Below are 26,641 nucleotides of genomic sequence, written 5' to 3'. Positions count from 1 at the left end.
TTGTTTCGTAATTCATCGGAACAAAAAGGTTTCCCAATTCATCCCTTTACGCTGTCTCCACAATATGTCAAATGAACTTCAAAATTCCCTCCCGGTCTCCCGGGAAACGCCTTCCAGACATCTTACTGTCTGTCTAAGCGGCTGCAAATATACAACTGTTTTTCTAACCGACAACTTTCTTTTAAAAAAAATCGAAATCTTTTTTTTAGCCGTCTCAAAACAATATATCACAAGGAACGTTTACTCTTTTTTAACCCCTGCTTAACAAACATCTTCATACCTGTTTAGCGGGCTGCAAATGTAACACCCTTTTTTAATTCCAGCACAATTTTTAACGGAAAATTTCGTTTTTTAACGCCCTGACCGCACAGCTGCTTGATTATGAGACACAAAGGGAACAAGGTTTTTCCTTCCTTTCGGGTCATTTCCAGTCCCTAAGGCTTGACATGGACGTAACTTGGCACCATGAACATGCACCTGCCCTCCCCAAAACACACCCCGAACTAAGAGAAAAAGTTCCACACAAGACCGAAACGGATAACGAAATCACGGTATGGATACCCAGGGGCGGAATAGTATGTAGGCTTCTCTATGAACAAAGAATTAAAGTGTTCCGCCTTTAAATAGATTCTGGTTTGTTGAATTTTTGCATTTATGAAGAAATCCAACATAGGGAAGTTACCCAATTTTTGATCGTTCTGAAGGTAGAATTCACCCAAAAGCGAATTGTAAGCATCCATATTATACGCTGTAAAATACTTTAGGGTAACTCCGGTTTGCATAAACATGGCCTTTTTAAAAACGTCGGAAGAGAAGTACAATGTATTCCTAGTTACCAACTCAGGCACGTTTAAAACCTGATTTGCCTGAGATACATTTTGATACATAACTGTATTATTTAACGCAAAACCTCCCAGCTTAAACTCCTTGGCATATTTTACCTTGGTATGGTTGAGTACATTGCCTTCTTGCAAAGGGCGTATCGTAGCATTCTCCATACCTTCTTCCAACATAACAGATGGGTCTTGCCCAAAATAGGTATAATTATCAACCGTTTGGTAACTCACCATAAGATTACCCCACAACTCTGACTCAAAGTCCAAACGTAAACCGTATACCTGTTCTTTTTCAAAATTGGACAGGTTTAACCAGTTGTAATTTTCATAATCACTTTGGTAAAGCAAGAAATTAAAATCCGGCATCTTTGATGAACCAAACGCAGATACGGTTATCTTATGCTTATCATTTAACCTATAAGATGCGGAAGCGTTCATTTGATTACCACCCAGCTCTCCTGACAAATTATACTTTGCCGTGGCCTTTAATTGAAAACCTTTTATACGCTTTTCATATTCCGCACCTAATGCAATTTCTTCGCCCTTTAGCCTACTTGGAATGGTTACCCCTTCTTCATTTATGAGTATACTATTGAAAAAGTAGTTGTAATTGTACAGTGAAATATTACCTTGAAGCCTACCCAACGTTGCATTATAAAACTCTGCATTAACTTGGTTGTACATTGTTTTTAAACTGGCTTTGTCCTCTATTGGCGAAACCAGATTGTTTCCATAGTATTCGTTTGGAGTAGTTTGGTTAAATGCGTAATACTTGGTTTCATAATTAAACTGATGACCTATACCTAACGATGTTTTTTCTTGGCGACTAGAGTCCTTTTCCTTTCGTATCAACTTATATAAATGATCAAAAAAGTAGCGTTTACCCAATATCTTACTATTGGCATCGCTAAAACGGACATCTATCTTAACCCGGTTACTAAAGTCTGCGAGACCGGACTCAAACTGCCCCTCCTCATCTACCAAACCACCGTTTTCCATATTTTCAATATTCTGGGCGGCTATATGTGCGCGTAAGCTATACCTATTATTCTTGGTAACATAATTGGTTGTAGTCCTAAAATTACCTGATTCCGATTGGTTATATTGGTATTTACCTAAAGAACGAAACCCTTTGTACGCTAGAGAAAAATTAAGTCTTCTAGAGGTGTTGAAGGCCAAGTTGGCATCTAGTAATTGACCTTGTTCAAAAGTAGTCTTGAACAACAGATCTGACATTGGGGTGGCTACATTATAATAATCAATGTCCTCCTTCTCAAAATAATTACTGTGAAGTGCAGTAGCCCCCAACGACGGATACAAATTATTAGAAGTAAAATCTACCCCTAACTTATTATATGGTTTTCCTACGTTGGCAAAAGGCATAAGTTCAAAATCGTCCTTCCTTAAATAATTGTATTTATATTCTTTATAAATGGTAAGTGTTGTATCCAGAAATGTGGTATCTCTAGCATAAGAAATAATCTTGTAATCTTTGATTGTTAACTCCTCCGGCTCCTCTTCTTTTTCCTTTTCCTTGGGTCCTAATCTACGTGGCATACGACGAACCGCCGAAGTATCTATGTCTCTTTTAGGAGGAATAGAGTCTTCTTGTGCAGAGACCTGAATACATGAAAAGTGAATTAAGAAAACTAAAAGAATATATTTCATTGAAGCTAATTACAGCGGTAAAGTTAATTTTTTTAGTTCGTAATTAAATGTGAAAATTTTAAGTTCTTGGATAGAGGTTTAAAAGTTGATTTTTAAAACAAAAAAAGCCGTCAACTAATTTGACGGCCTTTCCTAGCAAAATTCAAATAAAAATCTAGTATACCAAATCTATATTCCTCCAGTCATTTGCACCAGAAGCAGTACCTGGTTCACCTACAGCGGCAGTACCGCCAAAAGTATATATATCATCTTGAGTAATTTCCAGTTCAGATGCCGGCACAGGATACATAGTAGGCGAGCCTGCTTGCAACATATCATGCCTTCTCATGAACCACCACTCTACGCAAATTCCCGATGCAAGGTCAAGTTCTATAGACACTTCATAAAGCAAAGCGTTCAAAACGTTAGGTCCTGCTGCCGTTGTAGATTGATTACCCTTTGACATGCGAGGAGAAGCATCTAAAGCTGCAACAGCTGCACCAAAGTTCCCTAAACGATAGTGGCATTCAGCTATTATATAATCTATTTCGGCCTTTGCAAAAACATTGGTAGGCAGACCGGTTTCGTTCTGATCATTGTCATTAAAAAACTTTACAGTTTTATAACTTGAAAAGAGATACCGCCCTCTTGAGGCTCTAAGAAATCCAAAATCATCACCAACATATTCGTAATACTCCTCAAGTCTAGGATCGTCCGATACCGCTTCTCCTAACACAATACTTTCATCTTCAGGATAATCCGTATCATAAGTGGGGTCAAAAAGGTGCAGAATTTTCAAATCCGTAGGCATATAACCCGCATCTCCTAAATCAAACAATGACCAATCTTGAAAATTATTAAAAAACACATCTTCTTCTGCCAATGGGCTAAAGTCTTCGGTTAGGCCTTTTTCAGCATAAGCTAGTATAGCGTTATAGTCAAGAGTTTCTGCTTCGGCATTATCCCTAGGCAAACCTATAGATAGACGTGCCAAATAACTATTTGCCAATTCTAGGAACTTAGGCCCGTCTAGCATCTCTCCTCCTGGATAAATACTATATTGGAATCCGCTAAAAGAACTAGCCTTCTGGATACCTATCTCTATGTTCTTAACGGCTTCAACAAAAACTTCTTGATAAGTAGAAAACTCAAGTGCACCTGGATCCGTATCCGGATTTACGATATAAGCTTTATCATATATTAAAGCAAGATAACCTTGGGCAACACCTTTATCAAAATAGGCAGCAGCTAATTCCTGTTCCGTAAGATCACTGTCTCCAACCATTACTTGGTTACCATCATTCTCTATATTACCTATTACAATATTGGCATTATTGATTACGGAATTAAAACTATTCCATGGTCCACCAGCTTGAGATGAAAGGTCATCGTTAGCAGTTGAGTTTATAATCTGCCTTCTAGGTTGATCACAAAATGCCCAAAAACCACTAAAAGCATTTGTTGTAGAGAATTGATCGGCTATACCTCTAAAGAAAATACCTTGAAATTCTATTTGATTGTCGAATAAGGCTGAGTGGTTAGAAATATTAAAGTTCTGAAAATCGGGCCCGTTCGCTAATACTCTTTGCGAATCCGCCTCATTGGAATTGCGTATATCGAATTCCTCTTGTGTACATGACAGTACTGTCATGGCCATGACAATATAAATTATTTTTTTCATGCTCTTATTTTTTTAAAATGTTATCTGTACCGCTGCAGCGAAAGTTCTAAAGTTTGGAAAAGAAAACTCATCCAACTTAAAAATCGGACTTCCACTAAGTGCTACTTCCGGATCATAACCTGAGTAATCCGTAAATGTGTATAAGTTTCTACCTGATAGTGTAAATTTGATAGCATCTATTGGAATTTTAGGTCCCAATATGTCATCATCTAAAGTATATGACAATGAGATTTCACGGATTTTCACAAAGGTTGCATCCTCAACAAAATAATCAATAGGAGCAGCTCCATTGTAAATTGTTGAACTAGCATTAGCATAAGAAGATTGCTGACCTGCAGCTCCATATGTATCTAAATCTGCATGTCTATCATTGAAATACAAAAATTGCTTGGTATAATTATAGACATCTCCACCAATTTGAGCATCTACAAGTGTGTAGAGACTTACGTTTTTATAGGTCAATGTATTTTTGAAGCCCATATTGAAGTCTGGATTAGTATCTCCAATTAAACCTACAGCTAATTGATTTGTCTCAGGGTTCCACTTTCTAATTGCCTGTTCTCCGCCTGCGTTTACCAAACCAGACTGATCTTCATTGGCGGTCACAATAACATGACCAAATTCGTTAACAGAAAAATCAGATATTGGTAGATTAAGTCCTTCATTGATAACTACACCATCCTCAACCGTTAAATCATCTAACGATGTTGCCAGTTGATTTCCGAACATTGCTCCGAATGGCTGCCCTGGCTCAACCCTAAAAACATTTACCGCTGGATCTGCATCCAATTGCTGGTTACTGTTACCTGCTCCAAAACCTTGAATAACCCTGTTGAAAGGAGCAACCGAACCCAAATTATCGACTGTATTTTCAACTGTTGCGAAAGTGATACCAAAATCCCATGTAAAATCTTCGGTTTCAAATGGCGTACCGTTAAATGCTACCTCATATGCCTCATACGAAGTATCCGCTACATTTTGAACTTGAACGCTTCCTGGAACCGCACCAGATAAAGGTACCGTAATCAAAGCATCTTCCGTATTTGAATTAGCATAAGTAAATGCCAATGTATACTTATTTAATACCTGAAAATCAAAACCAACTTCCAATTCCTTTATTGTTGGCGATTGCAAATCAGGATTACCAATTTGCAATGGAGTAATACCCGTCTGACTTACTGAGAACGTCTCAAAAATGTCTCCAAAGCTAGGTCTAAGACCTGCAGTACCATAGGAAGCTCTAAATTTTAATTCATCTAACCATTCCGCATCAATATCCTCACCCAACCTATAGGCTAAAGACCCTCTATAGAAAAGTTGATCGCGATTGTCCTCTCCAAAGAGCGAACTTCTATCCGACCGTACAAATCCACCAATTATTAATTTGTCCTTCCAATCAAAATCTGCGGATAAGAATACGTTTTGTGTTTTCTCTTGAAACTCACCCGAGTTTACACTAATATTCTCAGTACCCTGTTGTAAATTACTAACCCCTTCCGTTAAAAAATTAGAACTTTGGGCAGTTTTAAAAGATCCTTCAAAGTCTTCGAATAAATACCTTAAAGAAGATTTAAAATTAAAATCACCAAAACTAGTGTTGTAATTTAACTGAGCATAAGAATTGACTCGAGCGTAATCACTATCAATATTTAAAATAAAACCGTTGTTGGTATTCGGATCAAATTGAGAACCTGAAACATAACCTTTTGGAAAAAAGTTAACGAATTCACTACGGCCTCTGTCCGTAGACAAATGAGTTTCAAATACCAAGTTATCCGTAATGCTATACTTACCAGTAACCGAAGATACTAATCTAGTATTTTCATTATCGAACTTTTGGTTTGAAGCAACATACAATGGATTTTGATATTCATTGATAAATCCATTTCCATCAAAGAAGGGAATAAAGTTTCCGTTAGCGTCTTTTTGATCTAGTCTTACCGTTGGGTTCGCCGTTAACAAATTAAAAAACACGTTATCTCCTTGTCCTGCTTGAGTAACCTCTGCCCCTGTTTGCCTAACCAAATAATTGGTTAGTTCCAGCTTAAATTTGCTACTTAAGTTTACATCCAAATTTAGACGTGCGTTTTGTCTTTTAAACGGGTCAAGTCCTTTTATAATGCCTTGTACCTCTGTTTGCTCAGCAGAAACATAATAGTTAACCTTGTCTAGATTCTGAGAGACTCCTACACTTATTTGACTGTAGGGTTGGGAGCTAATGAACTCATCTACGTTATTTATCAAATCACCAGGATAGGGGTTGTCAAAAATTCCGTCCGGGTCAGCAACTATTGAACCGCTGCTAACATCAAAATTGCCATTTGCATCTAACAATCTATCATGATTCTTTGCCAATGGATAATCTCTTTGAGTATTAGAGAAACCATTTTCAAAACGCAATGTTACTTTAGGCTTATCTGTGGTACCCCGCTTTGTTATAATTTGAATAACACCATTACCTGCCAATGAACCATAGAGAGATGAAGCTGCCGCCCCTTTTACCACCTCTATTGTTTCTATATCTTGTGTACTTATTTGATTAAGTCCTCCTTGGGTTATAATACCATCTACTATAATTAGCGGTGCAGTGCTCCCTTCTATAGAACTTGCCCCTCTCAAAATAACAGCAGCGTTACGCAGCGGATTACCACCACCTTGAACAATTTGCGCACCAGCTACTTTTCCTATTAAAGCTGATGCAGCATCAGGAGTTGGTACATTTTGAGTTCCAGTCACGGGTACTGTCTCCACTTTAAACGCCAGCTTCTTTTTTGAAGTACCTTGGGCAACACCGGTCAAAACCACCTCATCTAAAGCTTGGGCCGAATATTCCATCTGTACATTAATGGAATTTGAGGCACCAACCACTCTTTTAACCGTTTTTTGTCCGATATAACTATATCTAAGACTCTGCCCCTCTTCTGCACTAATGGTATAATTACCGTCAAAATCTGTTTGGGTACCATTTGTAGTACCTATAACCACAACGGAAACACCTGGTAACGGAAGACCATCTTCATCCGTAACATTTCCGGAAATTGATTTTTCTTGGGCAAAAGAGTAGCCTGATAATAATACCAAAAAAGGCACTATAATCCATTTAAATTTTCGTTTCATGTATATGTTTTTGTGAATTAGTTTCGAAAAAAAACCTAAAAATTTGTTAATAATCCAAATATTATCACAATTTTTGTTTATAAAATGTTAATTTGACACTTATTTTGTTAAAAAAATAACAAACAAGATTCGACCCGTATTTCTTAGAAAAAAGAGACCTCTATATTGTAATTTGTACTAAGTAATTATATTTTACGGTCCTGTTAATTTCCATTGAAGAATGCTATTAGAGAAATACAAATTTGAAAACGAAGCCGGAACCGATGAAGCTGGAAGAGGATGTTTAGCCGGACCAGTTACGGCCGCTGCCGTAATCTTGCCCAAAGGATTTACAAATAGCATTTTAAACGACTCAAAATTACTGACCCACAGCAAAAGGGATGTGCTAAGGCCCATAATTGAATCTGACTGCACGGCCTACGCTGTGTCCCATGTTTTTCAAGAAGAAATTGATGCCATCAATATTTTAAATGCCTCAATTTTAGCAATGCACAAAGCTATTGAACAATTAAAAACAACTCCCAAATTTATTATCGTAGACGGGAACCGATTCAAGCCCTTTAAAGATATTCCACATGAATGTATAATAAAAGGCGACGGAAAATACATGAACATTGCCGCAGCATCAGTTTTGGCAAAGACTTATAGAGATGCATATATGGATATGCTTCACGAAGAATACCCTATGTACAACTGGAAGAAAAACAAGGGCTACCCTACAAAGGAACATCGTGCGGCAATTAAGAAGTATGGTATTACCAAATATCACAGGAAAAGCTTTCGGTTACTCCCCGAATAATAGAGTCCAAGCATTTATTTCTATTTTTTCTTACATGTAGGAAGAGTACTATTTATTCCATCTACAAAGTATTTTATACCATCCATACAATTTTCACATCCAACAAATACAAATCTCTCTTTTCAAAAACCCATTTCATTTAGTTTTGATGTTAACCTTTTAAGGTGTTTAATCATTAATGTGAACATTAGGTCTACGGACAATTTTTACATTATTAAATACCAAGTACATGAAAACACTAGAACACTACTTAAAATTTATTTTACCCATAGTGAGCATCTTTTTTGCCCACCAGACAAGTGACGCCCAAATTTTACGAAAACTGGGTAAAGCTGCCGAAAGGGCCGCCGAAAGAACGGTTGAACGCAGGGTAGAAAAAGAAACCTCCGAAAAAACGGATCAAGCCCTTGACAGTATTTTTGAACCTGTATCCGAAAAAAAGAAAAAGAAAAAACCTAAAACCAATCCTTCCAACAGTCCCGGAGAACAAGAATCCCCACAAACTAGCGAAGAGAATTCCCCCAATAACCAAGAAGAATCCAATAAAACTGAGCCCGAAACCATTAAAGTGTACAGTAAATTTGATTTTGTACCAGGTGATACCCCAATTTTTGTAGATGATTTTTCCAACGATTTTGTGGGCGATTTTCCATCTCGTTGGAATACAAACGGGAGTGGAGAATTGGTAACCCTAGACGGGCAATCCAATAAATGGCTGAAAATTTTACCCGGTTACCAAACTATATATATTCCAGATGTCACCAATCTACCCGAAGAATTTACCTTGGAGTTTGATGTTATTGCTACCGGACTGGACGGTAAAACTTCCTCTCAATCTTATTTTGGAGTAACTATAAGCGATAACAACACCTTTAAAAAAGGTGCCAATTTAGGCAAGGTAGAATATTCTTTTTGTCAGTTTATTGCACGTGGGGTGGTGGTTGAAAACAACATTGCCTCAAAACGAGTTATTCGTAATGACGTGGGTGCAGATATCCGAAATATTGTAAGTCAGAAACACCATGTTTCCGTGGCGGTCAACAAACAGAGATTTAGACTATGGATAAACGAAACCAAATATATAGATGTACCACGGCTTTTACCGGCCAATGTGCAAATGCAAGGTGTTAAGTTTACGCTGCGCGGAACGGACACCAAGAAAGAATCTATACTTATAGGTAATATAAAAGTTGCAAAAGGGGGTGTTGACTTACGTAGACAATTACTTGCAGACGGGAAAATATCCACTAACGGAATCCTTTTTGATAGTGGCTCTGCCAATATTCAACCGCAATCTATGGGCATCATTCGCCAGATTTATCAAGTTCTTCAGCAGGATAGTTCCATAAAGTTAAAAATTGTTGGGCACACTGATACCGATGGTGACGACAGTAAAAACATGAGCCTATCTCAAAGCAGAGCTGAAGCTGTCAAAAATGCCTTAATATCAGTATATAACGTATCTTCAGACAGATTAACAACAGAAGGTAAAGGTGAAACTGAGCCTGTTGGCGACAATTCATCACCCGATGGCAAAGCGCAAAACCGACGCGTAGAATTTATCAAACTATAAAAACATAAAATGAACACTATGAAAACCCCGTTATTGATTACCTTATTATGCTTCTTCACTATGAACGTCACTTTTGCACAAGAAAGTTGTAGTAAATTCTATCCTTTAGAAGAAGGGAGCTCATTTGAATACACGAGTTACGATAAAAAAGGTAAAACTGATGGCAGCGTAAACTACACCATCACCGATGTTCGTCAAGAAGGTTCGGCAGCAGCAGCTACTTTTGACATGAAATATAAAGATAAAAAAGGTAAGGATGTTTTTGAAAGCAGCTATTCCTTTAGTTGTGAAAACGGATTGGTTACAGTTGATTACCAATCGCTCTTTCCCTCTCAAATGATGCAACAATATTCAGAAATGGGATTGGAAATGGATATTTCTGGTACCGATATTGAACTCCCCAATGACCTCAGCGTAGGCCAACAATTAAATGACGCCAACGTTGCCATTGCTATGAGTATGTCTGGCATTAACATGAACGTTTCCGTAGACCAAACCAATAGAAAAGTAGAGAAGAAAGAAAGTGTGACCACTCCTGCAGGTACCTTTGATTGTTATTTGATCACCGAAAACAGCACCACAAAAACCATGGGAGCCACTATTAAAATGAAATCTAAACTATGGCTTGCAGAAGGTGTTGGTATGATAAAACAGGAATCTTATAAGGACAATGGTAATTTAATCAGCACATCTGAACTTACTTCTTATTCAAAATAGAACAAACTATTAACCTTTTTCACCTAAAAACATTAAACAATACTTATAACCTCTAAACCCTCTATTATGAAAATGAAACTATTTTTAGGATGTACACTTTTATTGATGTTTACATCATGTATAAAAGACTATGTTGGTCATGCAGATGACAAGGTTAAACTAACCAAAGAAAATTATATCTACGAAGGTGACCTCTATTCGTTTTATTTAAGCAACGAAATAGCAACCTTGGAAAACCATATAAAAGAATTGGAATCTATCTCACCCAACGACCCAAAATACAATGAAGCTCAAAAAGAAAAGGCTATGGCCGAAAGCCAAAAAAAGGAATTTATGGAGGTACAGAACAGTATTTTTGATCTAGGTGTTTTAGGAATAATAGACCCGGACAATCCTCCCCTTCCATGTTTATGTTGGACACTCTCCAATTTGCAAGAGTTCCTTATCACCACTCCGGACACAAAGATCCTGAATGTTAGCGTTCTAGATTTAAGCGGAAAAGAGATAAGTAAAAACATAACCGAATTTTCGCCATTACCTGAATACAATAATCAAATTCTGTATCAAAAGTTTGCCACCCTAGCCGCAGAAAAAGGCGAACTACTTATAAAAGTTGAGAAATTAGGAGAAGATGGAAAGCCATTTAATTACACAATACCTGCCTATTATATTCCACAATAAAAATAACCTAATGATACCGTTACAAATGTAAAATCCATAATTTATTGTAGTACAAATCTTTAAACGAACTTATTCGTAAATTGGCCTTCATATATATGAAGGCCAATTTTTTATGAAACCAATTATTGTATTTTGCATCTTCTTTTTAGTATGTTGTTCATTAATTGGGCAGACTCATGAATACAATAACCATTTAGATTCCTTAACAAAGAAATCGCGTCAATTTTACTACAAGCAACAAGATTCAGTATATCACTATTTTCAAAAGATATATTCACTTTCCAGTGCGAACAACTCTTGGAACGACAGTTTCTACACGCTGATCAACTGGAACAGACAGTCTATTTACTTTTATGATTTACAACAAATTAAATCTAACATTCGCTTACTGGATTCTATTTCCTTAGTTCATAAAAAAGAAATAGACACCTCTTCTAATAGGCTAATGATTCAAAATTCGCTTCTGTACGATAAAGCCATGTACTATTACAACATTAATGAGTATAGTACATTACGAAATGCTTTATTGAAAATAATAGACTCATATAATGAGACCCAGCCAGAAACCCTTACTACAGGTCATGCCTACCTTATCTCCAGCGGCTATAGCCTTCTAGCAAAAGCCTATAGCAACGAAGGCAAATATGATTTAGCCAAACAGTATTATCATCAAAACATAAGATTCTTACAGAAACATTTGCCCAATAACCTCCTCTATCTATTAAACACATATAGCTTGTTAGGTGAAGTTTATGAAAGAGAAGGCCAGTACGGACTATCCAGCTCTTATTTTCAAAAATCATTCTCATCTCATTTAAAAAACAACTCAAACTTAAATTACGTCATTACGGATGGATGCCGACTGATTCAAAGCAAACTTGCCCTCACCCAGTTGGATAGTGCCAATCATTATCTAAATCTGTTAAGGGGTAAAATCCCTGAAAAACATCCATTTTGGCATAAATATTATGAAGCCGAAGCGGGATTTTACAAATCAAAAAGAGAATACCAAAAATCGACCGAAGCTTATACGAATGCTATATCCGCCTTAAAAAGAAAGTGGAAAAATCAAAATCATGATGAAATTGCACTCCTATATAACCAAATAGGGTTAATGAATATATATTTCAAAAAATATGATGGGGCTTTGAAAAATTTCAAGTTGGGAATTGAGCAACTATCCGTTCACAATCCTAACGGCACCACCTTATTAAAACTCCTAAAAAACAGAGCTGAGGCACTCTCCAGAATTGGTAATGAATCCTCTTATCCTCAAGTTATAACTACCGTTAATCAAGCGTTGATCCAATTGGACACCCTAAAGCCTACCTTTAAAAGCCAAGCGGATAAGCTGACGCTTATTGAAGATGTATATCCGCTTATAGAATCTGGCTTGAACGCTCTTTATAATTTGTATACTATTAAGGGAGAAGGCAATTATATTGACCAGGCTTTCAAGTATAGCGAAGAAAGTAAATCTGCTATATTGCTTGAAGCTCTATTGAACACCAAAGCAACCAAATTTGGCAATATTCCTCCTGAACTTTTAGAGCGAGAAAGTCAGTTGAAATCCGAAATTGTTCACTTGGAAAAGAAGACCAACTACATTAAGGAAAAAACTGACACATCAGAAGAACTTCTTTTTGACCTTAAACAGGAACACCGGAAACTCATTGCCGATTTAGAAGCTAACTACAATGATTATTTCAACTTAAAATATAACACCAAAACCATTTCACTACGGGGGGTACAGGATGAATTGGGTGAAGGAGAAAAATTAATATCCTACTTCTACGGCAACCATGATATTTATGTAGTAACGGTTACCAAAGGCGAAAAGAAATTAGGAAAAATTCCGATAACCGAAGAATTAGAAACCAGGATTAAATCCGCTTATAAAGATTTGGCAGACCCACAGTCCGATATAAAAGAACTAAGCAAAAAAACCTATCAACTGTACAACAGATTGTTAGCACCTTTTATAACTGAAGCAGACCAAGAACTTACACTTATAACGGACGGGTTATTAAACTACATTCCCTTTTCGGCCCTAAATACGAACAACAACGACTTGACCTACCTAATTGAGCATTCTGCAATAAGATATAGTAATTCGGCTACACTCCTTTCGGAATTACGCAACCGACCTGTAAACACGCCAAATGTACTAGCCGTAGCCCCAAGTTTTGATGGTACATCTCAGGTTAATATCAACAGGTCCGCACTTTCACCCTTGCCCCATAATAGTTTAGAGGCCAAAAGAATTTTGAGCACTTTTGAAGGGCATTCTTTACTAAAAAATGATGCTTCACTTGAAAATTTTAAAAAGGAACACAAAAAATATGGCATTCTACATTTGGCCACACACGCTATTTTTAACGATAGTACCCCGGAATATTCCTATTTGGCTTTTTCGCAGAACCATAACAACAATAATGAAGACCTTCTTTTTGTAGCAGACTTGTATACGCTTAGAACAGATGCCGACTTGATTACTTTAAGCGCATGCGAAACAGGTATTGGAGAATTACGACGGGGAGAAGGGTTTATGGGTCTTTCCCGTGGGTTCTTCTATGGCGGGGCTTCCAGTATTGCCAGTACTTTATGGAAAGTAAACGATGCTTCTTCCGCCAACCTTATGGGGTTGTTCTATACGCATCTCTCCAAAGGAGAATCTAAGGACAGAGCCATGCAAAACGCACAGATAACATTTTTACAAAACAACAGTCAAAATGCCTTGGCACACCCCTATTATTGGTCTGGATATGTACTCTCTGGCAATAGCACACCGGTATTAATTAAATACCATTGGGGATATTGGATAATTGGAGCCGTAATTCTTGCCCTGTTAGGGTTTTGGGCCTTCACTAAAAAAAAGAGAATTAGTTGACCTTATTCTAATTCTTTCAAGAGCCGTTGCGCCTTATCTTTATTATAGTCAAATTGCGAAACAAGCTCATTTAAATATTCTACAGCAGTCTTCTTATTGTTTTCCTTTATAGCAATTAATGCTAGGTACCAATAGGTCTCTGCTTTAAACTTTTCATTTGATGCTCCCGTGTTAACCAGTAATTTTTTGGCCTCGTCCAACTGACCTGAATTTAAATATGACAACCCTAAGTAAAAATCTACATATCCTTTTTTATCGGATTGAGGTATTCGTTTAAAATTTCCAATAGCCGACTCATAATTACCTAACTCATAATCCGTAAATGCTTTTCTTTCAATAGATTCAACAGACTCCCCTCTAGTAATAGCATAAACTGTATTGGGGTATTCCTGAAAGTTCTCCCGGTACAGGTTTTCATAATCGGGTCCTGAAAAACTATTGTATCCCAACCAACCTAAACCTATCAACAACGCCACGGATGCCGCCATGGCCCATTTTCTATAGTTTGTTCCGGGCAAATTACGCACCGGTGTAGCACTTTCTATCTCCTTTTCAAAACCTTTTAGCTTAACCTTTAGGTTTTCATTTTCTTTCTCTCTAATAACTCCCTTTAAGTTATTTTCAAAGTCGAATTGTTTCTTAAAATCGATATCCGTTTTCAACAACTCTTCAAATTGATGCTGCTGTTCAACCGTCAATTGGTTCGAAAAATAATTATACAATAAAAGTTCTTTATCCATGATTAGTAGGTATTTGCTTGGATTTTTTCTCTAAGTGTTTTCATGCAACGTGATTTGGCCGCTTTAACCACATTCTCATTATTATAATTTTCAGCCTCCATAATCTCCTTTATGGTATAACCTCGGTAATAAAAAAGGGTTAACAATTGCTGGCATTTTTCGCCTAGAGTACTAAAATGCTTTTTCAATAAAACCTGTTCTGCAGAAAGATCGGGCCTTTTCAAATCAAAGGTATTTACCTGCTCATCTGTTTCTTCAACCCTTGATAAATCATAATCGCCACTTACCATTTTTTTATTCTTTCTCATCTTGTCAAAAATTAAATATTTGCCAATAGAAAACAGGTATGTAGAAATACTGCTGGTTAAGCTTTCTAGTTTTCCGCTCATGACATTATCATAGAAAATAATATAGGTATCTTGATATACATCTATATTTTCTTCTTCAGAAAGGTTGTAGCGCCTCGCATAATTCAAAAATTTTGTGCGATTGGACTCATACACCTTTTTTAAAAGAATATCAGACCCTTTTCGTAAATCTTCAAGCGTTATTTCTGCCTGTATATTTTCCATTTAATGCATATCTAATGAGAAGGTTAACAGCGGTGGCATCTAATTTAACATTTTTTGTTTGCCCGCCCTGAAAACGAGCTAATAATTTCAGAAGGGTTATAGTGGCAATCAAAAAATAAAAAGTAGTAGTCATGTTAACCTCTTTCTAAGTTTTCATATTAAATAATGAACCGAAAAATGAAAATTATGAACACTTATGAAAAATTAGAATTGTTAAAGTGGATATTCATAACAGCCTTCGTCATTACCCTATTCTTACTCATGACTATACTGTTTCAATATTAAAAAAATCCAACTGAAACAATTAAAAGTATCCGAACCAGTATAGCAAATTCAACTGCAATTTAAAAGCTGGTTTTACCTCACTAAATGAGCATACCCCAAAAATCACAACCTCTTTTAAAAAGAAATTATACGAGGTCGTTAACCTTTTATTTCTGGTTTCATTAAAAGCCGTAAACAAATTCTACATATTATGAAAACTACTTTAAAATTTTTATCCTACATTTTTCTAGGTATTGGCCTTGTGGCCATTGGATGTTCAAAAGATGGTGACCCAGGGTCAGACGGACTGCAAGGGGAACAAGGAATACAAGGAGAACCTGGGCAAGATGGTGAAGATGGAGTTGATGGTAAAGACGGTAATGCCAATGTAGTAGCCTCCGATTGGTTCCAACCCACAGAATCAGATTTTACGAGTAGTAGTGATAGCCATAAGACCTTACCCCTACCACTAAGTAATTACAACGTAAATGAAGATGTACTACTGGTTTATTACTATGATCAATATGAAAATAATTCATCTTATTCCCATGTTTACCACATTCCCTACTATCGCTATCATATTGACGGACAAACAATAGACAAGTCCATCACTATTGATATAAGGCCTACTTTTTATAAGATGTACGTTAAAATAACTTCATATTCTCGGAATTTAAGTCCAAGAGAGTATCTCTGGGAACCAGATGCTTTAAACCCAGAAAATAAAGGAGTCCGTTTTCGATATGTAATTATTCCATCCAATACAGCAACCGGTAAAAATGCTAGTTCACCATCAATTAAAAACTCTTTTGAATACACTAAAAAAGAACTTTCAAATAATGGAATCGATATAAATGATTACTACGCTGTTTGTGATTATTATGGTATAGCATATTAAGCAGATAAAACATAAATGTTGATCCAGGTTTGAGGTTTATATCCACTTTTATCTTTCCGTGCAAATTCTATCCAAGAGAAACGTTTTTATAAAACGCTGTAAATAAAGGCATGAGTAATATTCTTTAACACTAAACAAAACAAAAACCAATGAAAACAATTAAAATAACACTTACAATAGTCGCCCTAGGCTTAACTACTTTTTGCCAAGCGCAGCAAACCCAAGACAAATCAAAGACAGATACCACTAAACAAATGAACCTTCTAGACGAGCAGACAAAGGTCTTTGGTGAAGTTTTTAATCTGATGGGAGCGGGAGCGGATAACCCCGTAGGTGATGCGACTAACTATCTTGAATTGATAGAAAACATGGATATCTCGGATGAGATGAAACAGACCCTTCGTAATCAGTACGAAATAATTAATTTAGGCAACGACCCCACAAAGAAAGAAGAACTCAAAGCAAAGGTCAGTAAGATGTTAAATGATGCTAAATCAGAAGATGTTAAAAACTGATCGTGAACCATAAGTAAAGATTCGAATCTGTTAGCCATCCGTTATAAAGAAGTATCAAAGGCATGCTTTTTTTTACCCCCAAAAGATGAAGAACCTCGGCTCACCCCGAGGTTTTTTACTCCCCAATGTTAACCTTTACTTTCCGCTACCATTAAAGTGAAACTAAACGTATCACCTTAAAAAAAATATCATGAAAACACCAACAACCTTCTACCTCGTGCTACTGTTAGGTATGTTTCTACTAAACGCCGCTTGTTCCAAAGACGATGGGCCAGAAGCTCCACCCCCGGCTGCGGAAGAACAACCAAAAGATGAGGAAAAACCTAGCGAAGAAGAAGAACCTGCCAACCGCGCACCCGAGACATTTAATTTGATCGGGGTAACGGACGGTGCCGTTGGTGTAGATGTATACCCTACTTTTAGTTGGCAGGCCGCTACAGACCCTGATGATGATGCCGTGAGTTATGACCTATATTTAGGATTGGCAGAAGACCCTACGGAAGTCTATGCAGAAAACCTAAGCGATACGAGATTAGAACTAAGCAACCGTTTAAATATCTACGACACCTATTATTGGAAAGTTATTGCAAAAGACGCTAAAAACGCCACAATAAGCAGTAGTATAAACAAATTTACGGTAAGAGGGCTAAATTTCACTGCTGAACCTGTAGTAGAAGAAGCAGCTTTTTCAGGAAGACAGTCTCACACATCAATCGTTTTTGACAACAAATTGTGGGTCATAGGGGGCTATGACGGAAATTTTAAAAATGATGTCTGGTTCAGTACCGATGGGAATATTTGGACCGAAGCTACGGCAGACGCCCCGTTTTCGGCCAGATATGGTCATACCACAGTTGTATTCGATAACAGATTGTGGGTCATAGGGGGCAATGACGGAAATTCTAAAAATGATGTCTGGTTCAGTACCGATGGGAATACTTGGACCGAAGCTACGGCAGACGCTCCGTTTTCGGACAGAAGTTCTCATGCTACCGTTGTATTCGATAACAAGTTGTGGGTCATAGGGGGTGGGATTTTCAGAAATGATGTCTGGTTTAGTACCGATGGAAATACTTGGACCGAAGCTACGGCCGAGACCCCGTTTTCGGGCAGATATGGTCATACCACTGTTGTATTCGATGACAAATTATGGGTCATAGGGGGCAGGGGCACTGGTGGAGGTTTAAGAAATGATGTATGGTTTAGCACCGATGGTATTACTTGGACCCAAGCTAAGGCAGACGCCCCGTTTTCGGCAAGAGATGGGCATACCACAGTTGTATTCAATAACAAATTGTGGGTCATAGGGGGGTATGATTTATACTCTAAAAATGATATCTGGTTCAGTAATGATGGAAATACTTGGACCGAAGCTACGGACAATGCTCCATTTTCTCCAAGATCTGGGCATACCGCCGCAGTATTTGACAACAAATTATGGGTCATTGGAGGCTCTTCAAGTGAAGATGGTCGTATGAACGATGCATGGGCTTTTGATTAAGATTAAAGGAAAAAACCACGGCTCATGCCGTGGTTTTTTCCTTTATCAATTCTGCCTCAAAGAGACTTTCAAAATGTTTCAGCAACTTTTCTTTTACTTCGTTCAGGTCTACTTCTTGTTTCCCCAACTCTACATTTAAAGAAGTAACGGCCTTATCCTTTATGCCACAGGGAATCATTAAATCAAAATAACCTAAATCCGCATTTACGTTTAAAGCAAACCCGTGCATGGTTACCCAGCGGCTGGCACGTACGCCCATGGCGCATATTTTTCTTGCGAACGGAGTGCCCACATCCAACCAAACTCCGGTTTCTCCTTCGGAGCGTTCGGCTTTCAAACCATATTCAGCCAAAGTAAGAATGACCATTTCCTCTAAAAATCGCAGGTATTTGTGAATGTCCGTAAAGAAATTATCCAAATCTAAAATAGGGTAACCTACTATTTGTCCAGGGCCGTGATACGTAATATCTCCTCCCCTGTTGATTTTATAAAACTTTGCGTTTTTTGCATCTAGTTCTTCCTCGCTAATCAAGAGGTTGGCAAAATCACCGCTCTTGCCCAAGGTGTAAACATGTGGGTGCTCTACAAACAAAAAATGATTGGGTGTGGGTTCATTGGCTTGTCCCCTACGATTCTTTATTTTTAAATCTACGGTCTCCTTGAACAGGGCTTCTTGGTAATCCCAAGTTTCCTTATAATCCTTTAAACCTAAATCCTGCAAATAGACCTTCTTGTTCATGCTACAAAGATATGAAAAGGTAATGTCCTAATTCTCTAATTCTACCTCGATCAATATAGACTCCGGGTCTTTCAGCATTTCCATAAAACCAACCTCGTAGATCATGGTCTTTCCGTCCATTGAAAATGTAGCATCCTCCACATTGGTAGATTTTACCCGTTTGGGAAAATGGTATTTAAAGGTATACGTAGAACCGGACAAGAACATTTCGGCACTTGAAAGGCTATCTATACTTTGCTTGAACAAGTCTTGGTCCACAATAGCTGCAGAACGCTTAAATTTGTTCTTTTTAAAGCTATAACTCACTTCCGTAGCTTCGTTAGCGGAATTTTTTGGCATGGGTTTACTTCCTGCCGCCGGACCAATGCTACTTGCACTTTGAAAAGCATTAAAAGCATCGTTAATTTCGGAAACGTCCTTGAAATCGGTAAACATATCAAAGTTCATGATTCCTTCTTCGGCATTGACCAACATATGAAGGCTAAAAGGCTCTAACTTTTTTAATTGAGCTTGCTGTTCAGAAGACAATTGGGCTATACTATCCTTTTTATATCGTAGCAAATCTTTAAAAACCAAGGTAGAATCTATAACTTCTTCCAGCTCCGTAGAATCTGTTGAAGGTAACATTTGGAGCATTTCGCTTCCGTCAAAGCCAATGTTCATCTTTCCCGTTCCATCTTCATTAAAATGTATTTCCTCCGTAAAATTACAGGCTACGAATAATACGGTAATGAACACGATTACCAATGCTCTAAAAAATTTCATAGTATGGATTTTAATTGGGGTTGTTCAAAATAACCAATGCAGCTATAACACCAGGTACCCAGCCACAGAAGGTCAAAAGTAGAACAATTAAAAAGGACCCACAACCTTTTCCGATGACCGCAAGCGGAGGAAAAATAATTGCCAGTAAAACACGTAAAAAACTCATTTTTGATATAATTTTATTGATTGATGATGTACTTCTTTGACGCTTATATCTACAATTTGTTACAGAATACGGAGCAAAAAGAACTCAGTAATTTTAAATTTTACCGCTCTCCAACTCATTCTTCGTAACAAACAAAGTGCCAAGCTCGTAATTTCATATTGTATCATGCATATAGTAAACCACCTATAGCTTATATTTGCAGCCTTAAATAGTAAAAAATGCAACTTTCGGAACAAGAAATTATTAGAAGAGAAAAATTGACCAAATTGCGCGAATTGGGCATTAACCCCTACCCCGCTGCACTATACCCTGTTGATGCTACATCAAAGAGCATTAAATCTGATTACAAGGAGGGTAAAAAGGTGGTCATTTCAGGTCGTTTAATGTCCAGAAGAATTCAGGGCAAGGCTTCTTTTGCCGAGTTGCAGGATAGTGAAGGCCGTATACAGGTATATTTTAACCGAGACGAAATCTGTCCCGGTGAAGATAAAGGCCTTTACAATGACGTCTACAAAAAATTGTTGGACATAGGTGATATCATAGGTATTGAAGGGGAACTCTTTACTACACAAGTAGGCGAAAAAACCGTGATGGTCAAAAACTTTTCGCTCTTAAGCAAATCGTTACGTCCGTTACCGTTGCCCAAGAAGGATTCCGAAGGCAATGTGTACGATGAGTTTAACGACCCGGAAATGAGATACCGCCAGCGGTATGTAGATTTGGTGGTCAACCCTAAGGTAAAAGAAACCTTCATCAAGCGTACCAAGATTACGAACAGTATTAGAGAATTTTATAATGCCGCGGGATATTTAGAGGTAGAAACCCCTATTTTACAGCCTATACCAGGTGGTGCCGCTGCAAGACCGTTTTTAACGCACCACAATGCCCTGAACATTCCATTGTATTTACGCATTGCAAACGAACTCTATCTTAAAAGATTGATTGTAGGGGGATTTGACGGTGTTTACGAGTTTTCAAAAGATTTCCGTAACGAAGGTATGGACCGTACCCACAATCCGGAGTTTACCGTAATGGAACTCTACGTTGCCTACAAGGATTACAACTGGATGATGGATACCACTGAAAAGCTTCTCGAGAAAATTGCTCTTGACGCCAACGGTACTTCTAAAATTACAGTGGGTGAAAACGAAATTGAATTTAAGGCTCCTTATGCCCGTGTGCCCATTCTTGAAGCTATAAAAATACACACCGGTAAAGATGTTGCCGGTATGGGCGAAGAAGAACTTCGTGCTACAGCAAAAGAACTTGGCCTTGAAGTGGATGAAACCATGGGGGTAGGTAAATTGATAGATGAGATTTTTGGCGAAAAATGTGAGCATCATTACATTCAGCCTACTTTTATTACGGACTATCCAAAAGAAATGAGTCCGCTTACCAAAGAACATAGAGATAACCCTGCACTTACAGAGAGGTTTGAGTTAATGGTAAACGGTAAGGAATTGGCTAACGCTTATTCTGAGCTGAACGACCCAATTGACCAACGGGAACGTTTTGAAGATCAACTAAAATTATCCGAAAAAGGAGATGATGAGGCTATGTTCATTGACCAGGATTTCTTGCGTGCCCTTGAATACGGTATGCCACCAACATCCGGTATCGGTATTGGTATAGACCGTTTGGTCATGCTTATGACCAATAATTCTTCTATACAAGAGGTATTGTTCTTCCCGCAAATGAGACCGGAGAAAAAAGCGGTTGAACTTACGGACGAGGAAAAAGCAATTGTTGCCCTTTTAAAACCTACTGGTGAAATGGACTTGGCAGAACTGAAGACCAAAGCCGGACTAAGCGGTAAAAAATGGGATAAGTCTATGAAGGCATTATCAAAACACGGACTTACTTCAGTTGTTGTTGATGGTGACAACAAAACAGTACAATTAAAACAGTAAAACTTTACTTCACTTAATATAAAAGAGCCAATTCATTCTAGATGAATTGGCTCTTTTCGTTTGACCCATTTTTCACTTATTACGGATTTGCAATCTTAAATCACAAATTCACTGTTTATACCTCTGTTTTATCATCTTATTTTTCATATTTTAACAACTACGAAGCACCTTTAGTGCTAAATACGTTATTACGTTACTGGTAATTATCCTCTTTTAATTTTCATTATTTGAATTTAGGCTTTGGGGGATTTTTCCATAAATAGCCTTTAACTTAATACAAAGTATGTTGCACACGTTGCGTAGATTTCCAAGGTCTTAATTTTTTAAGTTTTCTATATTGAAGTCTATTTTGAGCTGAACACAACACCCGGTTATGAAAAAAAATTCATTACATAATTGCCTCAAGTATCTTTCTATGGTAATAAGTGTAGTACTATTCAATGCTTGTCAATCTTCACCTCCCGTTGATTTTAGCACTCAAATAAAACCTATACTCAACAATAAATGTATTACTTGTCATGGCGGTGTTAAAAAGAGTGGCGGCTTTAGTCTACTTTTTGAAAATGAAGCTTTTGCCGAAACGGAATCGGGCGTAGCGGCTATAATACCCGGTAATGCCGCGGGTAGTGAGATGATAAAAAGACTACATGAAGAAGACCCGGAGCTTCGCATGCCTTACGAGAAACCCAAGCTTACAGACGAAGAGATTGAGCTATTGACCCGCTGGATAGACGAAGGTGCTAAATGGGGGCAACATTGGGCGTATTCACTTCCCCAAAAAGTAGAAGTTCCTAAAGTCAATATGGAAGCGAGTTTTGCTTCTGAAAGTGCTTCCAGTTTTGTAAAAAATGATATTGACCATTTTATCCTTGCCCGACTAAACGAAAAAGAACTACAACCCAATCCTTCCGCAGAAAAAAATATAATTGCCAGAAGGCTATCCTTAGACATCGTGGGGCTTCCGCCTAGTCAAAAATTGCTCAATCGTTTTGAGTCTGGAGATTTATCCTATGAAGGCTTGGTAGACACTTTACTTAACAAAAAGACTTACGGTGAAAAATGGGCCACTTGGTGGTTGGATTTGGCTAGGTACGCAGACTCCAAAGGTTATGAAAAAGATTTGGAGCGAAGTATTTGGAGATACCGTGATTGGGTCATAGAAGCTTTTAACCGAGACCTTCCTTACAATCAATTTACCATTGAACAATTAGCGGGAGACCTATTACCGGACCCTTCTCCCGACCAACTCATAGCAACGGCATTCCACAGAAATACAATGAACAACGATGAAGGCGGCACTGATGATGAGGAGTATCGGGTGGCTACCGTTATTGATCGTTTGAATACCACTTTTGAGGTTTGGCAGAGCACCACCATGGGCTGTGTGCAATGTCATAGCCATCCATATGACCCATTCAAGTACGAGGAATATTATAAGTTGATGGCCTTTTTCAACAATTCGCGAGACGAAGACACGCCCGGTGAATCTCCCGTTCTCAAATTCTATACGCCCGAACAACAACAAAAAGTAGACAGGCTAATCAATTGGGCCAAAACACATGGAGGTGAAACGCAGGCCAAAACCTACAAAGACTTTTTACAGTTTACCGAACCCGTCTATAAATCGCACTTTTTTAAGGAAATCAACAATGGCTCCTACGATGACCACGCCTCCGTGGTTTTATGGGATAAGGGAAATTGCATCATAGAAAACGGATACACCAACAATGCCAGCTATGTGTACCTCAACTATCGTTCGCACTACGACGGCACAAAATTCATTATCCGTGAAAGGGATGCCGAGGGCCCGATTATAGGCGAGTTCACCATCAACAAACAAAAACAGAATATTACGGCCCGCTTTCCTATAAAGAAATTGGACCGTCAGGGCGATATTTATATCGAAACCCATAACGCCAATGCCAAAAAGGAAGCCAACCTGATGAATCTTTATTGGGTGACCTTTATTCCCGATTTACCGGGCGAAGGCCAAGCCGGATATAAAGAAATGGGCGTTAACCTCATGGAGGCCCTTAACACAAAAACCCCGACCGTACCTATAATGGTCGAAAATCCCGATTACATGAAGCGTACTTCCCAACTGTTCGATCGCGGCAGTTGGATGTCGAAAACCGATACCGTAGAACCGGGCACCCCAGAGAGCTTAAACGCATGGAACCCCGATTGGCCCGCCAACCGACTCGGACTGGCCCAATGGATCGTAGATAAAAAAAATCCCTTGACCGCAAGAACCTTGGTAAACCGGGTATGGCACCAAATCTATGGCAGAGGCCTTGTCTCTACCGTAGAGGATATCGGTTCGCAATCGGATGCCCCTTCGCACCCGGCCATGCTCGATTGGCTTTCCCTACGGTTTATGAACGAACACAACTGGAGTATAAAGAAATTGGTGAGGGAAATCGTGATGTCGGGCACCTACCGCCAGAGTTCCGAAAGTACTCCCGAAATGTATGAAATAGACCCTGAAAACGAACTTTACGCCCGTGGCCCTAGAATGCGTTTGGGAGCGGAACAGATCAGGGACCAAGCCTTGGCCGTTTCGGGACTTTTAAGTCCTAAAATGTACGGACCGGGCGTTATGCCGCCCCAGCCCGATGGTGTTTGGCAAACCGTATATAGCGATGCCCAATGGGTCGAAAGCAAAGGGGAAGACCGATACCGCAGGGGCATATATACATTTTTAAAGCGGACGAGCCCCTACCCTTCGTTCTTGACATTCGACGCAGGAAGCCGTGAGGTTGCCACGATCAGAAGAACCGTGACCAATACCCCCTTACAGGCCTTGGTTACCTTAAACGACCCCGTTTACTTGGAAACCGCCTACCATTTGGCGAAAAACAACTACCGGCCAGACGACATTGAACAAAGTATTGCCCTGAGTTATAAAAAAGCAACTTTTAAGGAAATAAGCCCTAATAGACTAGAAGCCTTAAAAGCCCTATACCAAACTTCCTTGGCGGAATTTCACAAGAACAGTGAAGCTTCAAAACTATTACTTTCATTTGAAGAGAAGCCTACGGCCGAACTCAGTGCGCTTACCCTTGTGGCCAATGCCATTATGAACTTAGATGAATTTTTAACGAAAGTATAAGCCGTGAAAGACCAAATCGAAAGACTCATTCAAGAGAAACTGGCCCGTGAAGCACAGGAAAAGACCCGAAGGCACTTTATAAAAAGTTGCGCACAAGGACTTGGCGGACTGGCCCTGAGTTCCATTTTCATGGGATGCGACCCGCTCACGAAACAGCCAAAAAAATCAACGACCACATTTTCGGAACGCGACCTTAATCCTTTGGCCACCTTGCCCCCGCACTATGGACCAAAGGTCAAATCGGTCATTTACCTGCACATGGCCGGAGCCCCGTCGCAGCTCGAAATGTTCGATTACAAACCAAAACTTCACAGCCTAGATGGCCAAGATTGTCCGCAATCTTTATTGGCCGGAAAAAAATTCGCCTTTATAAAAGGTACCCCAAAGTTAATGGGCCCACAGGCCGAATTCAAACAGGAAGGCGATTCAGGCAATTGGGTCTCGAACTTTATGCCCCATTTTAAAAAGGTAGTAGACGATGTCGCCTTTTTAAAGGCAGTGCATACCGATCAATTCAACCACGGCCCGGCACAACTTTTTATGCATACGGGTAGCGCCCGTTTAGGTCGCCCCAGTATTGGCGCATGGGCCACATACGGCCTGGGCTCTGAAAACCAGAACCTACCCGGCTTTGTTGTTTTGACCTCTGGCGGAAACACGCCCGATGCCGGAAAAAGTGTCTGGGGAAGCGGATTTTTACCTTCCGTCTACCAAGGGGTGCAATGCCGCTCTAAGGGCGATCCCGTACTTTATCTTGAAGACCCAGATGGTATTTCCAGGGATTTAAAGAAAAGCACCATAGACGCCATTACCAAAATTAACAAGGAGGAATACGCCAAGTATGCCGATCCTGAAATTCTGGCGCGGATCAACCAATACGAAATGGCCTACCGCATGCAAATAGCGGTTCCCGAGGTCATGAATATCAATAATGAGCCCGAACATATTAAGGAGATGTACGGGGTAGAACCCGGCAAAGAATCGTTTGCCAACAATTGTCTGCTCGCCAGAAAACTGGTGGAGGACGGGGTGCGCTTCGTTCAATTGTTCGATTGGGGCTGGGACAGCCATGGCGTGGTACGTTCGGGATCTATCGATAAGGGCCTCCGAAATAAATGTACCCAAATAGACCGGCCCATAACCGCCCTGATCATGGATTTAAAACAACGCGGACTCCTAGACGATACCCTAATCGTATGGGGAGGGGAATTCGGCCGAACGCCTATGCAAGAAAATAGGGGGAATAAAGAAATGCCCTTTAAAGGAAGAGACCATCATGGTGATGCCTTTACCATGTGGATGGCCGGTGGAGGCATCAAAAAAGGTGCTTCACACGGTCAGACCGACGATATTGGTTTTTCCGGAATCGAAGGCCGTGTATCGGTTCACGACGTACATGCCACTATTTTACACTTACTCGGTTTTGATCACGAAGAATTCACCTATGAATTTCAGGGCAGGCCGTTTCGCTTGACCGATGTAGAAGGCAATATCATCAAAGAAATCTTATCTTAAATA

Annotated in this window: 19 protein-coding genes; 11 read left to right on the top strand and 8 right to left on the bottom strand. The window is 39.0% G+C overall.

Annotation, left to right across the window (positions count from 1 at the left end):
- Positions 1–503: 503 nt before the first annotated feature.
- From KO513_RS14705 to KO513_RS14695, 3 genes are all read right to left on the bottom strand, one after another.
- On the bottom strand, positions 504–2,504 hold the full coding sequence (locus KO513_RS14705) for a putative porin (protein WP_215913980.1): 2,001 nt from the start codon (positions 2,502–2,504) through the stop codon (positions 504–506).
- Positions 2,505–2,658: 154 nt separating this feature from the next.
- Positions 2,659–4,164 (bottom strand): RagB/SusD family nutrient uptake outer membrane protein, encoded by a 1,506-nt coding sequence (locus tag KO513_RS14700; protein ID WP_215913979.1) that lies wholly within the window; start codon positions 4,162–4,164, stop codon positions 2,659–2,661.
- Positions 4,165–4,176: 12 nt separating this feature from the next.
- Positions 4,177–7,281, bottom strand: coding sequence for a SusC/RagA family TonB-linked outer membrane protein (locus KO513_RS14695; protein WP_215913978.1), 3,105 nt, complete (start codon positions 7,279–7,281; stop codon positions 4,177–4,179).
- 220 nt (positions 7,282–7,501) lie between these two features.
- Here KO513_RS14695 and KO513_RS14690 point away from each other — a divergent pair, with 220 nt between their 5' ends.
- The 5 genes from KO513_RS14690 (at position 7,502) to KO513_RS14670 (ending at position 13,941) form a co-directional block, all read left to right on the top strand.
- A complete protein-coding gene (locus KO513_RS14690; protein ID WP_215913977.1) occupies positions 7,502–8,080 on the top strand; it encodes a ribonuclease HII in 579 nt (192 codons plus the stop codon).
- 229 nt (positions 8,081–8,309) lie between these two features.
- Positions 8,310–9,653: an OmpA family protein gene (locus KO513_RS14685; protein ID WP_215913976.1), complete on the top strand. Its 1,344-nt coding sequence runs from the start codon at positions 8,310–8,312 to the stop codon at positions 9,651–9,653.
- A gap of 18 nt (positions 9,654–9,671) precedes the next feature.
- Positions 9,672–10,370, top strand: coding sequence for a TapB family protein (locus KO513_RS14680; protein WP_215913975.1), 699 nt, complete (start codon positions 9,672–9,674; stop codon positions 10,368–10,370).
- A gap of 66 nt (positions 10,371–10,436) precedes the next feature.
- The gene (locus KO513_RS14675) at positions 10,437–11,051 is read left to right on the top strand and encodes a hypothetical protein (RefSeq protein WP_215913974.1); all 615 of its coding nucleotides are present in this window, start codon (positions 10,437–10,439) and stop codon (positions 11,049–11,051) included.
- Positions 11,052–11,163: 112 nt separating this feature from the next.
- A complete protein-coding gene (locus KO513_RS14670; RefSeq protein ID WP_215913973.1) occupies positions 11,164–13,941 on the top strand; it encodes a CHAT domain-containing protein in 2,778 nt (925 codons plus the stop codon).
- 2 nt (positions 13,942–13,943) lie between these two features.
- Here KO513_RS14670 and KO513_RS14665 read toward each other — a convergent pair whose 3' ends face one another.
- Positions 13,944–14,681: a tetratricopeptide repeat protein gene (locus KO513_RS14665; protein WP_215913972.1), complete on the bottom strand. Its 738-nt coding sequence runs from the start codon at positions 14,679–14,681 to the stop codon at positions 13,944–13,946.
- A gap of 2 nt (positions 14,682–14,683) precedes the next feature.
- Complete coding sequence (locus KO513_RS14660) at positions 14,684–15,253, bottom strand: RNA polymerase sigma factor (protein WP_215913971.1); 570 nt, start codon at positions 15,251–15,253, stop codon at positions 14,684–14,686.
- A 475-nt stretch (positions 15,254–15,728) separates the two neighbouring features.
- Here KO513_RS14660 and KO513_RS14655 point away from each other — a divergent pair, with 475 nt between their 5' ends.
- The 3 genes from KO513_RS14655 (at position 15,729) to KO513_RS14645 (ending at position 18,431) form a co-directional block, all read left to right on the top strand.
- Positions 15,729–16,415 carry a collagen-like protein gene (locus tag KO513_RS14655; protein ID WP_215913970.1) on the top strand — a complete coding sequence of 229 codons (687 nt, stop codon included), beginning with the start codon at positions 15,729–15,731 and terminating at the stop codon, positions 16,413–16,415.
- A gap of 149 nt (positions 16,416–16,564) precedes the next feature.
- Positions 16,565–16,930: a hypothetical protein gene (locus KO513_RS14650; protein WP_215913969.1), complete on the top strand. Its 366-nt coding sequence runs from the start codon at positions 16,565–16,567 to the stop codon at positions 16,928–16,930.
- Between the two features lie 190 nt (positions 16,931–17,120).
- Positions 17,121–18,431 carry a Kelch repeat-containing protein gene (locus tag KO513_RS14645; RefSeq protein WP_215913968.1) on the top strand — a complete coding sequence of 437 codons (1,311 nt, stop codon included), beginning with the start codon at positions 17,121–17,123 and terminating at the stop codon, positions 18,429–18,431.
- A 22-nt stretch (positions 18,432–18,453) separates the two neighbouring features.
- Here KO513_RS14645 and lipB read toward each other — a convergent pair whose 3' ends face one another.
- Genes lipB through KO513_RS14630 form a run of 3 tightly spaced genes read right to left on the bottom strand, consistent with a single transcriptional unit; the run spans position 18,454 to position 20,101 of the window.
- Entirely contained in the window at positions 18,454–19,170 is a 717-nt protein-coding gene (gene lipB, locus KO513_RS14640) for a lipoyl(octanoyl) transferase LipB (protein ID WP_215913967.1), read from the bottom strand.
- Positions 19,171–19,197: 27 nt separating this feature from the next.
- Positions 19,198–19,935, bottom strand: a complete 738-nt coding sequence (locus KO513_RS14635) for a hypothetical protein (RefSeq protein ID WP_215913966.1) — start codon at positions 19,933–19,935, stop codon at positions 19,198–19,200.
- Between the two features lie 10 nt (positions 19,936–19,945).
- Entirely contained in the window at positions 19,946–20,101 is a 156-nt protein-coding gene (locus tag KO513_RS14630; protein ID WP_215438162.1) for a YqaE/Pmp3 family membrane protein, read from the bottom strand.
- 218 nt (positions 20,102–20,319) lie between these two features.
- On the opposite strand from KO513_RS14630, the gene lysS reads away from it, so the two are divergent.
- The 3 genes from lysS (at position 20,320) to KO513_RS14615 (ending at position 26,638) form a co-directional block, all read left to right on the top strand.
- The gene (gene lysS, locus KO513_RS14625) at positions 20,320–22,011 is read left to right on the top strand and encodes a lysine--tRNA ligase (protein WP_215913965.1); all 1,692 of its coding nucleotides are present in this window, start codon (positions 20,320–20,322) and stop codon (positions 22,009–22,011) included.
- Positions 22,012–22,426: 415 nt separating this feature from the next.
- The gene (locus KO513_RS14620) at positions 22,427–25,123 is read left to right on the top strand and encodes a PSD1 and planctomycete cytochrome C domain-containing protein (RefSeq protein ID WP_215913964.1); all 2,697 of its coding nucleotides are present in this window, start codon (positions 22,427–22,429) and stop codon (positions 25,121–25,123) included.
- Positions 25,124–25,126: 3 nt separating this feature from the next.
- Complete coding sequence (locus KO513_RS14615) at positions 25,127–26,638, top strand: DUF1501 domain-containing protein (protein WP_215913963.1); 1,512 nt, start codon at positions 25,127–25,129, stop codon at positions 26,636–26,638.
- Positions 26,639–26,641 lie beyond the last annotated feature (3 nt).

Origin of the sequence: Zobellia sp. B3R18 (genome assembly GCF_018860715.1) — a bacterium.
Classification (GTDB): Bacteria; Bacteroidota; Bacteroidia; order Flavobacteriales; family Flavobacteriaceae; genus Zobellia; species Zobellia russellii.
Note: the sequence above shows the minus strand (reverse complement) of the source record. Positions and strands in the feature narration are given on the sequence as shown.

Coding starts and splice junctions, on each gene's coding strand:
- KO513_RS14705 (WP_215913980.1), bottom strand. CDS start 2,504: ATGAAATATATTCTTTTAGTTTTCTTAATTCACTTTTCATGTATTCAG.
- KO513_RS14700 (WP_215913979.1), bottom strand. CDS start 4,164: ATGAAAAAAATAATTTATATTGTCATGGCCATGACAGTACTGTCATGT.
- KO513_RS14695 (WP_215913978.1), bottom strand. CDS start 7,281: ATGAAACGAAAATTTAAATGGATTATAGTGCCTTTTTTGGTATTATTA.
- KO513_RS14690 (WP_215913977.1), top strand. CDS start 7,502: ATGCTATTAGAGAAATACAAATTTGAAAACGAAGCCGGAACCGATGAA.
- KO513_RS14685 (WP_215913976.1), top strand. CDS start 8,310: ATGAAAACACTAGAACACTACTTAAAATTTATTTTACCCATAGTGAGC.
- KO513_RS14680 (WP_215913975.1), top strand. CDS start 9,672: ATGAAAACCCCGTTATTGATTACCTTATTATGCTTCTTCACTATGAAC.
- KO513_RS14675 (WP_215913974.1), top strand. CDS start 10,437: ATGAAAATGAAACTATTTTTAGGATGTACACTTTTATTGATGTTTACA.
- KO513_RS14670 (WP_215913973.1), top strand. CDS start 11,164: ATGAAACCAATTATTGTATTTTGCATCTTCTTTTTAGTATGTTGTTCA.
- KO513_RS14665 (WP_215913972.1), bottom strand. CDS start 14,681: ATGGATAAAGAACTTTTATTGTATAATTATTTTTCGAACCAATTGACG.
- KO513_RS14660 (WP_215913971.1), bottom strand. CDS start 15,253: ATGGAAAATATACAGGCAGAAATAACGCTTGAAGATTTACGAAAAGGG.
- KO513_RS14655 (WP_215913970.1), top strand. CDS start 15,729: ATGAAAACTACTTTAAAATTTTTATCCTACATTTTTCTAGGTATTGGC.
- KO513_RS14650 (WP_215913969.1), top strand. CDS start 16,565: ATGAAAACAATTAAAATAACACTTACAATAGTCGCCCTAGGCTTAACT.
- KO513_RS14645 (WP_215913968.1), top strand. CDS start 17,121: ATGAAAACACCAACAACCTTCTACCTCGTGCTACTGTTAGGTATGTTT.
- lipB (WP_215913967.1), bottom strand. CDS start 19,170: ATGAACAAGAAGGTCTATTTGCAGGATTTAGGTTTAAAGGATTATAAG.
- KO513_RS14635 (WP_215913966.1), bottom strand. CDS start 19,935: ATGAAATTTTTTAGAGCATTGGTAATCGTGTTCATTACCGTATTATTC.
- KO513_RS14630 (WP_215438162.1), bottom strand. CDS start 20,101: ATGAGTTTTTTACGTGTTTTACTGGCAATTATTTTTCCTCCGCTTGCG.
- lysS (WP_215913965.1), top strand. CDS start 20,320: ATGCAACTTTCGGAACAAGAAATTATTAGAAGAGAAAAATTGACCAAA.
- KO513_RS14620 (WP_215913964.1), top strand. CDS start 22,427: ATGGTAATAAGTGTAGTACTATTCAATGCTTGTCAATCTTCACCTCCC.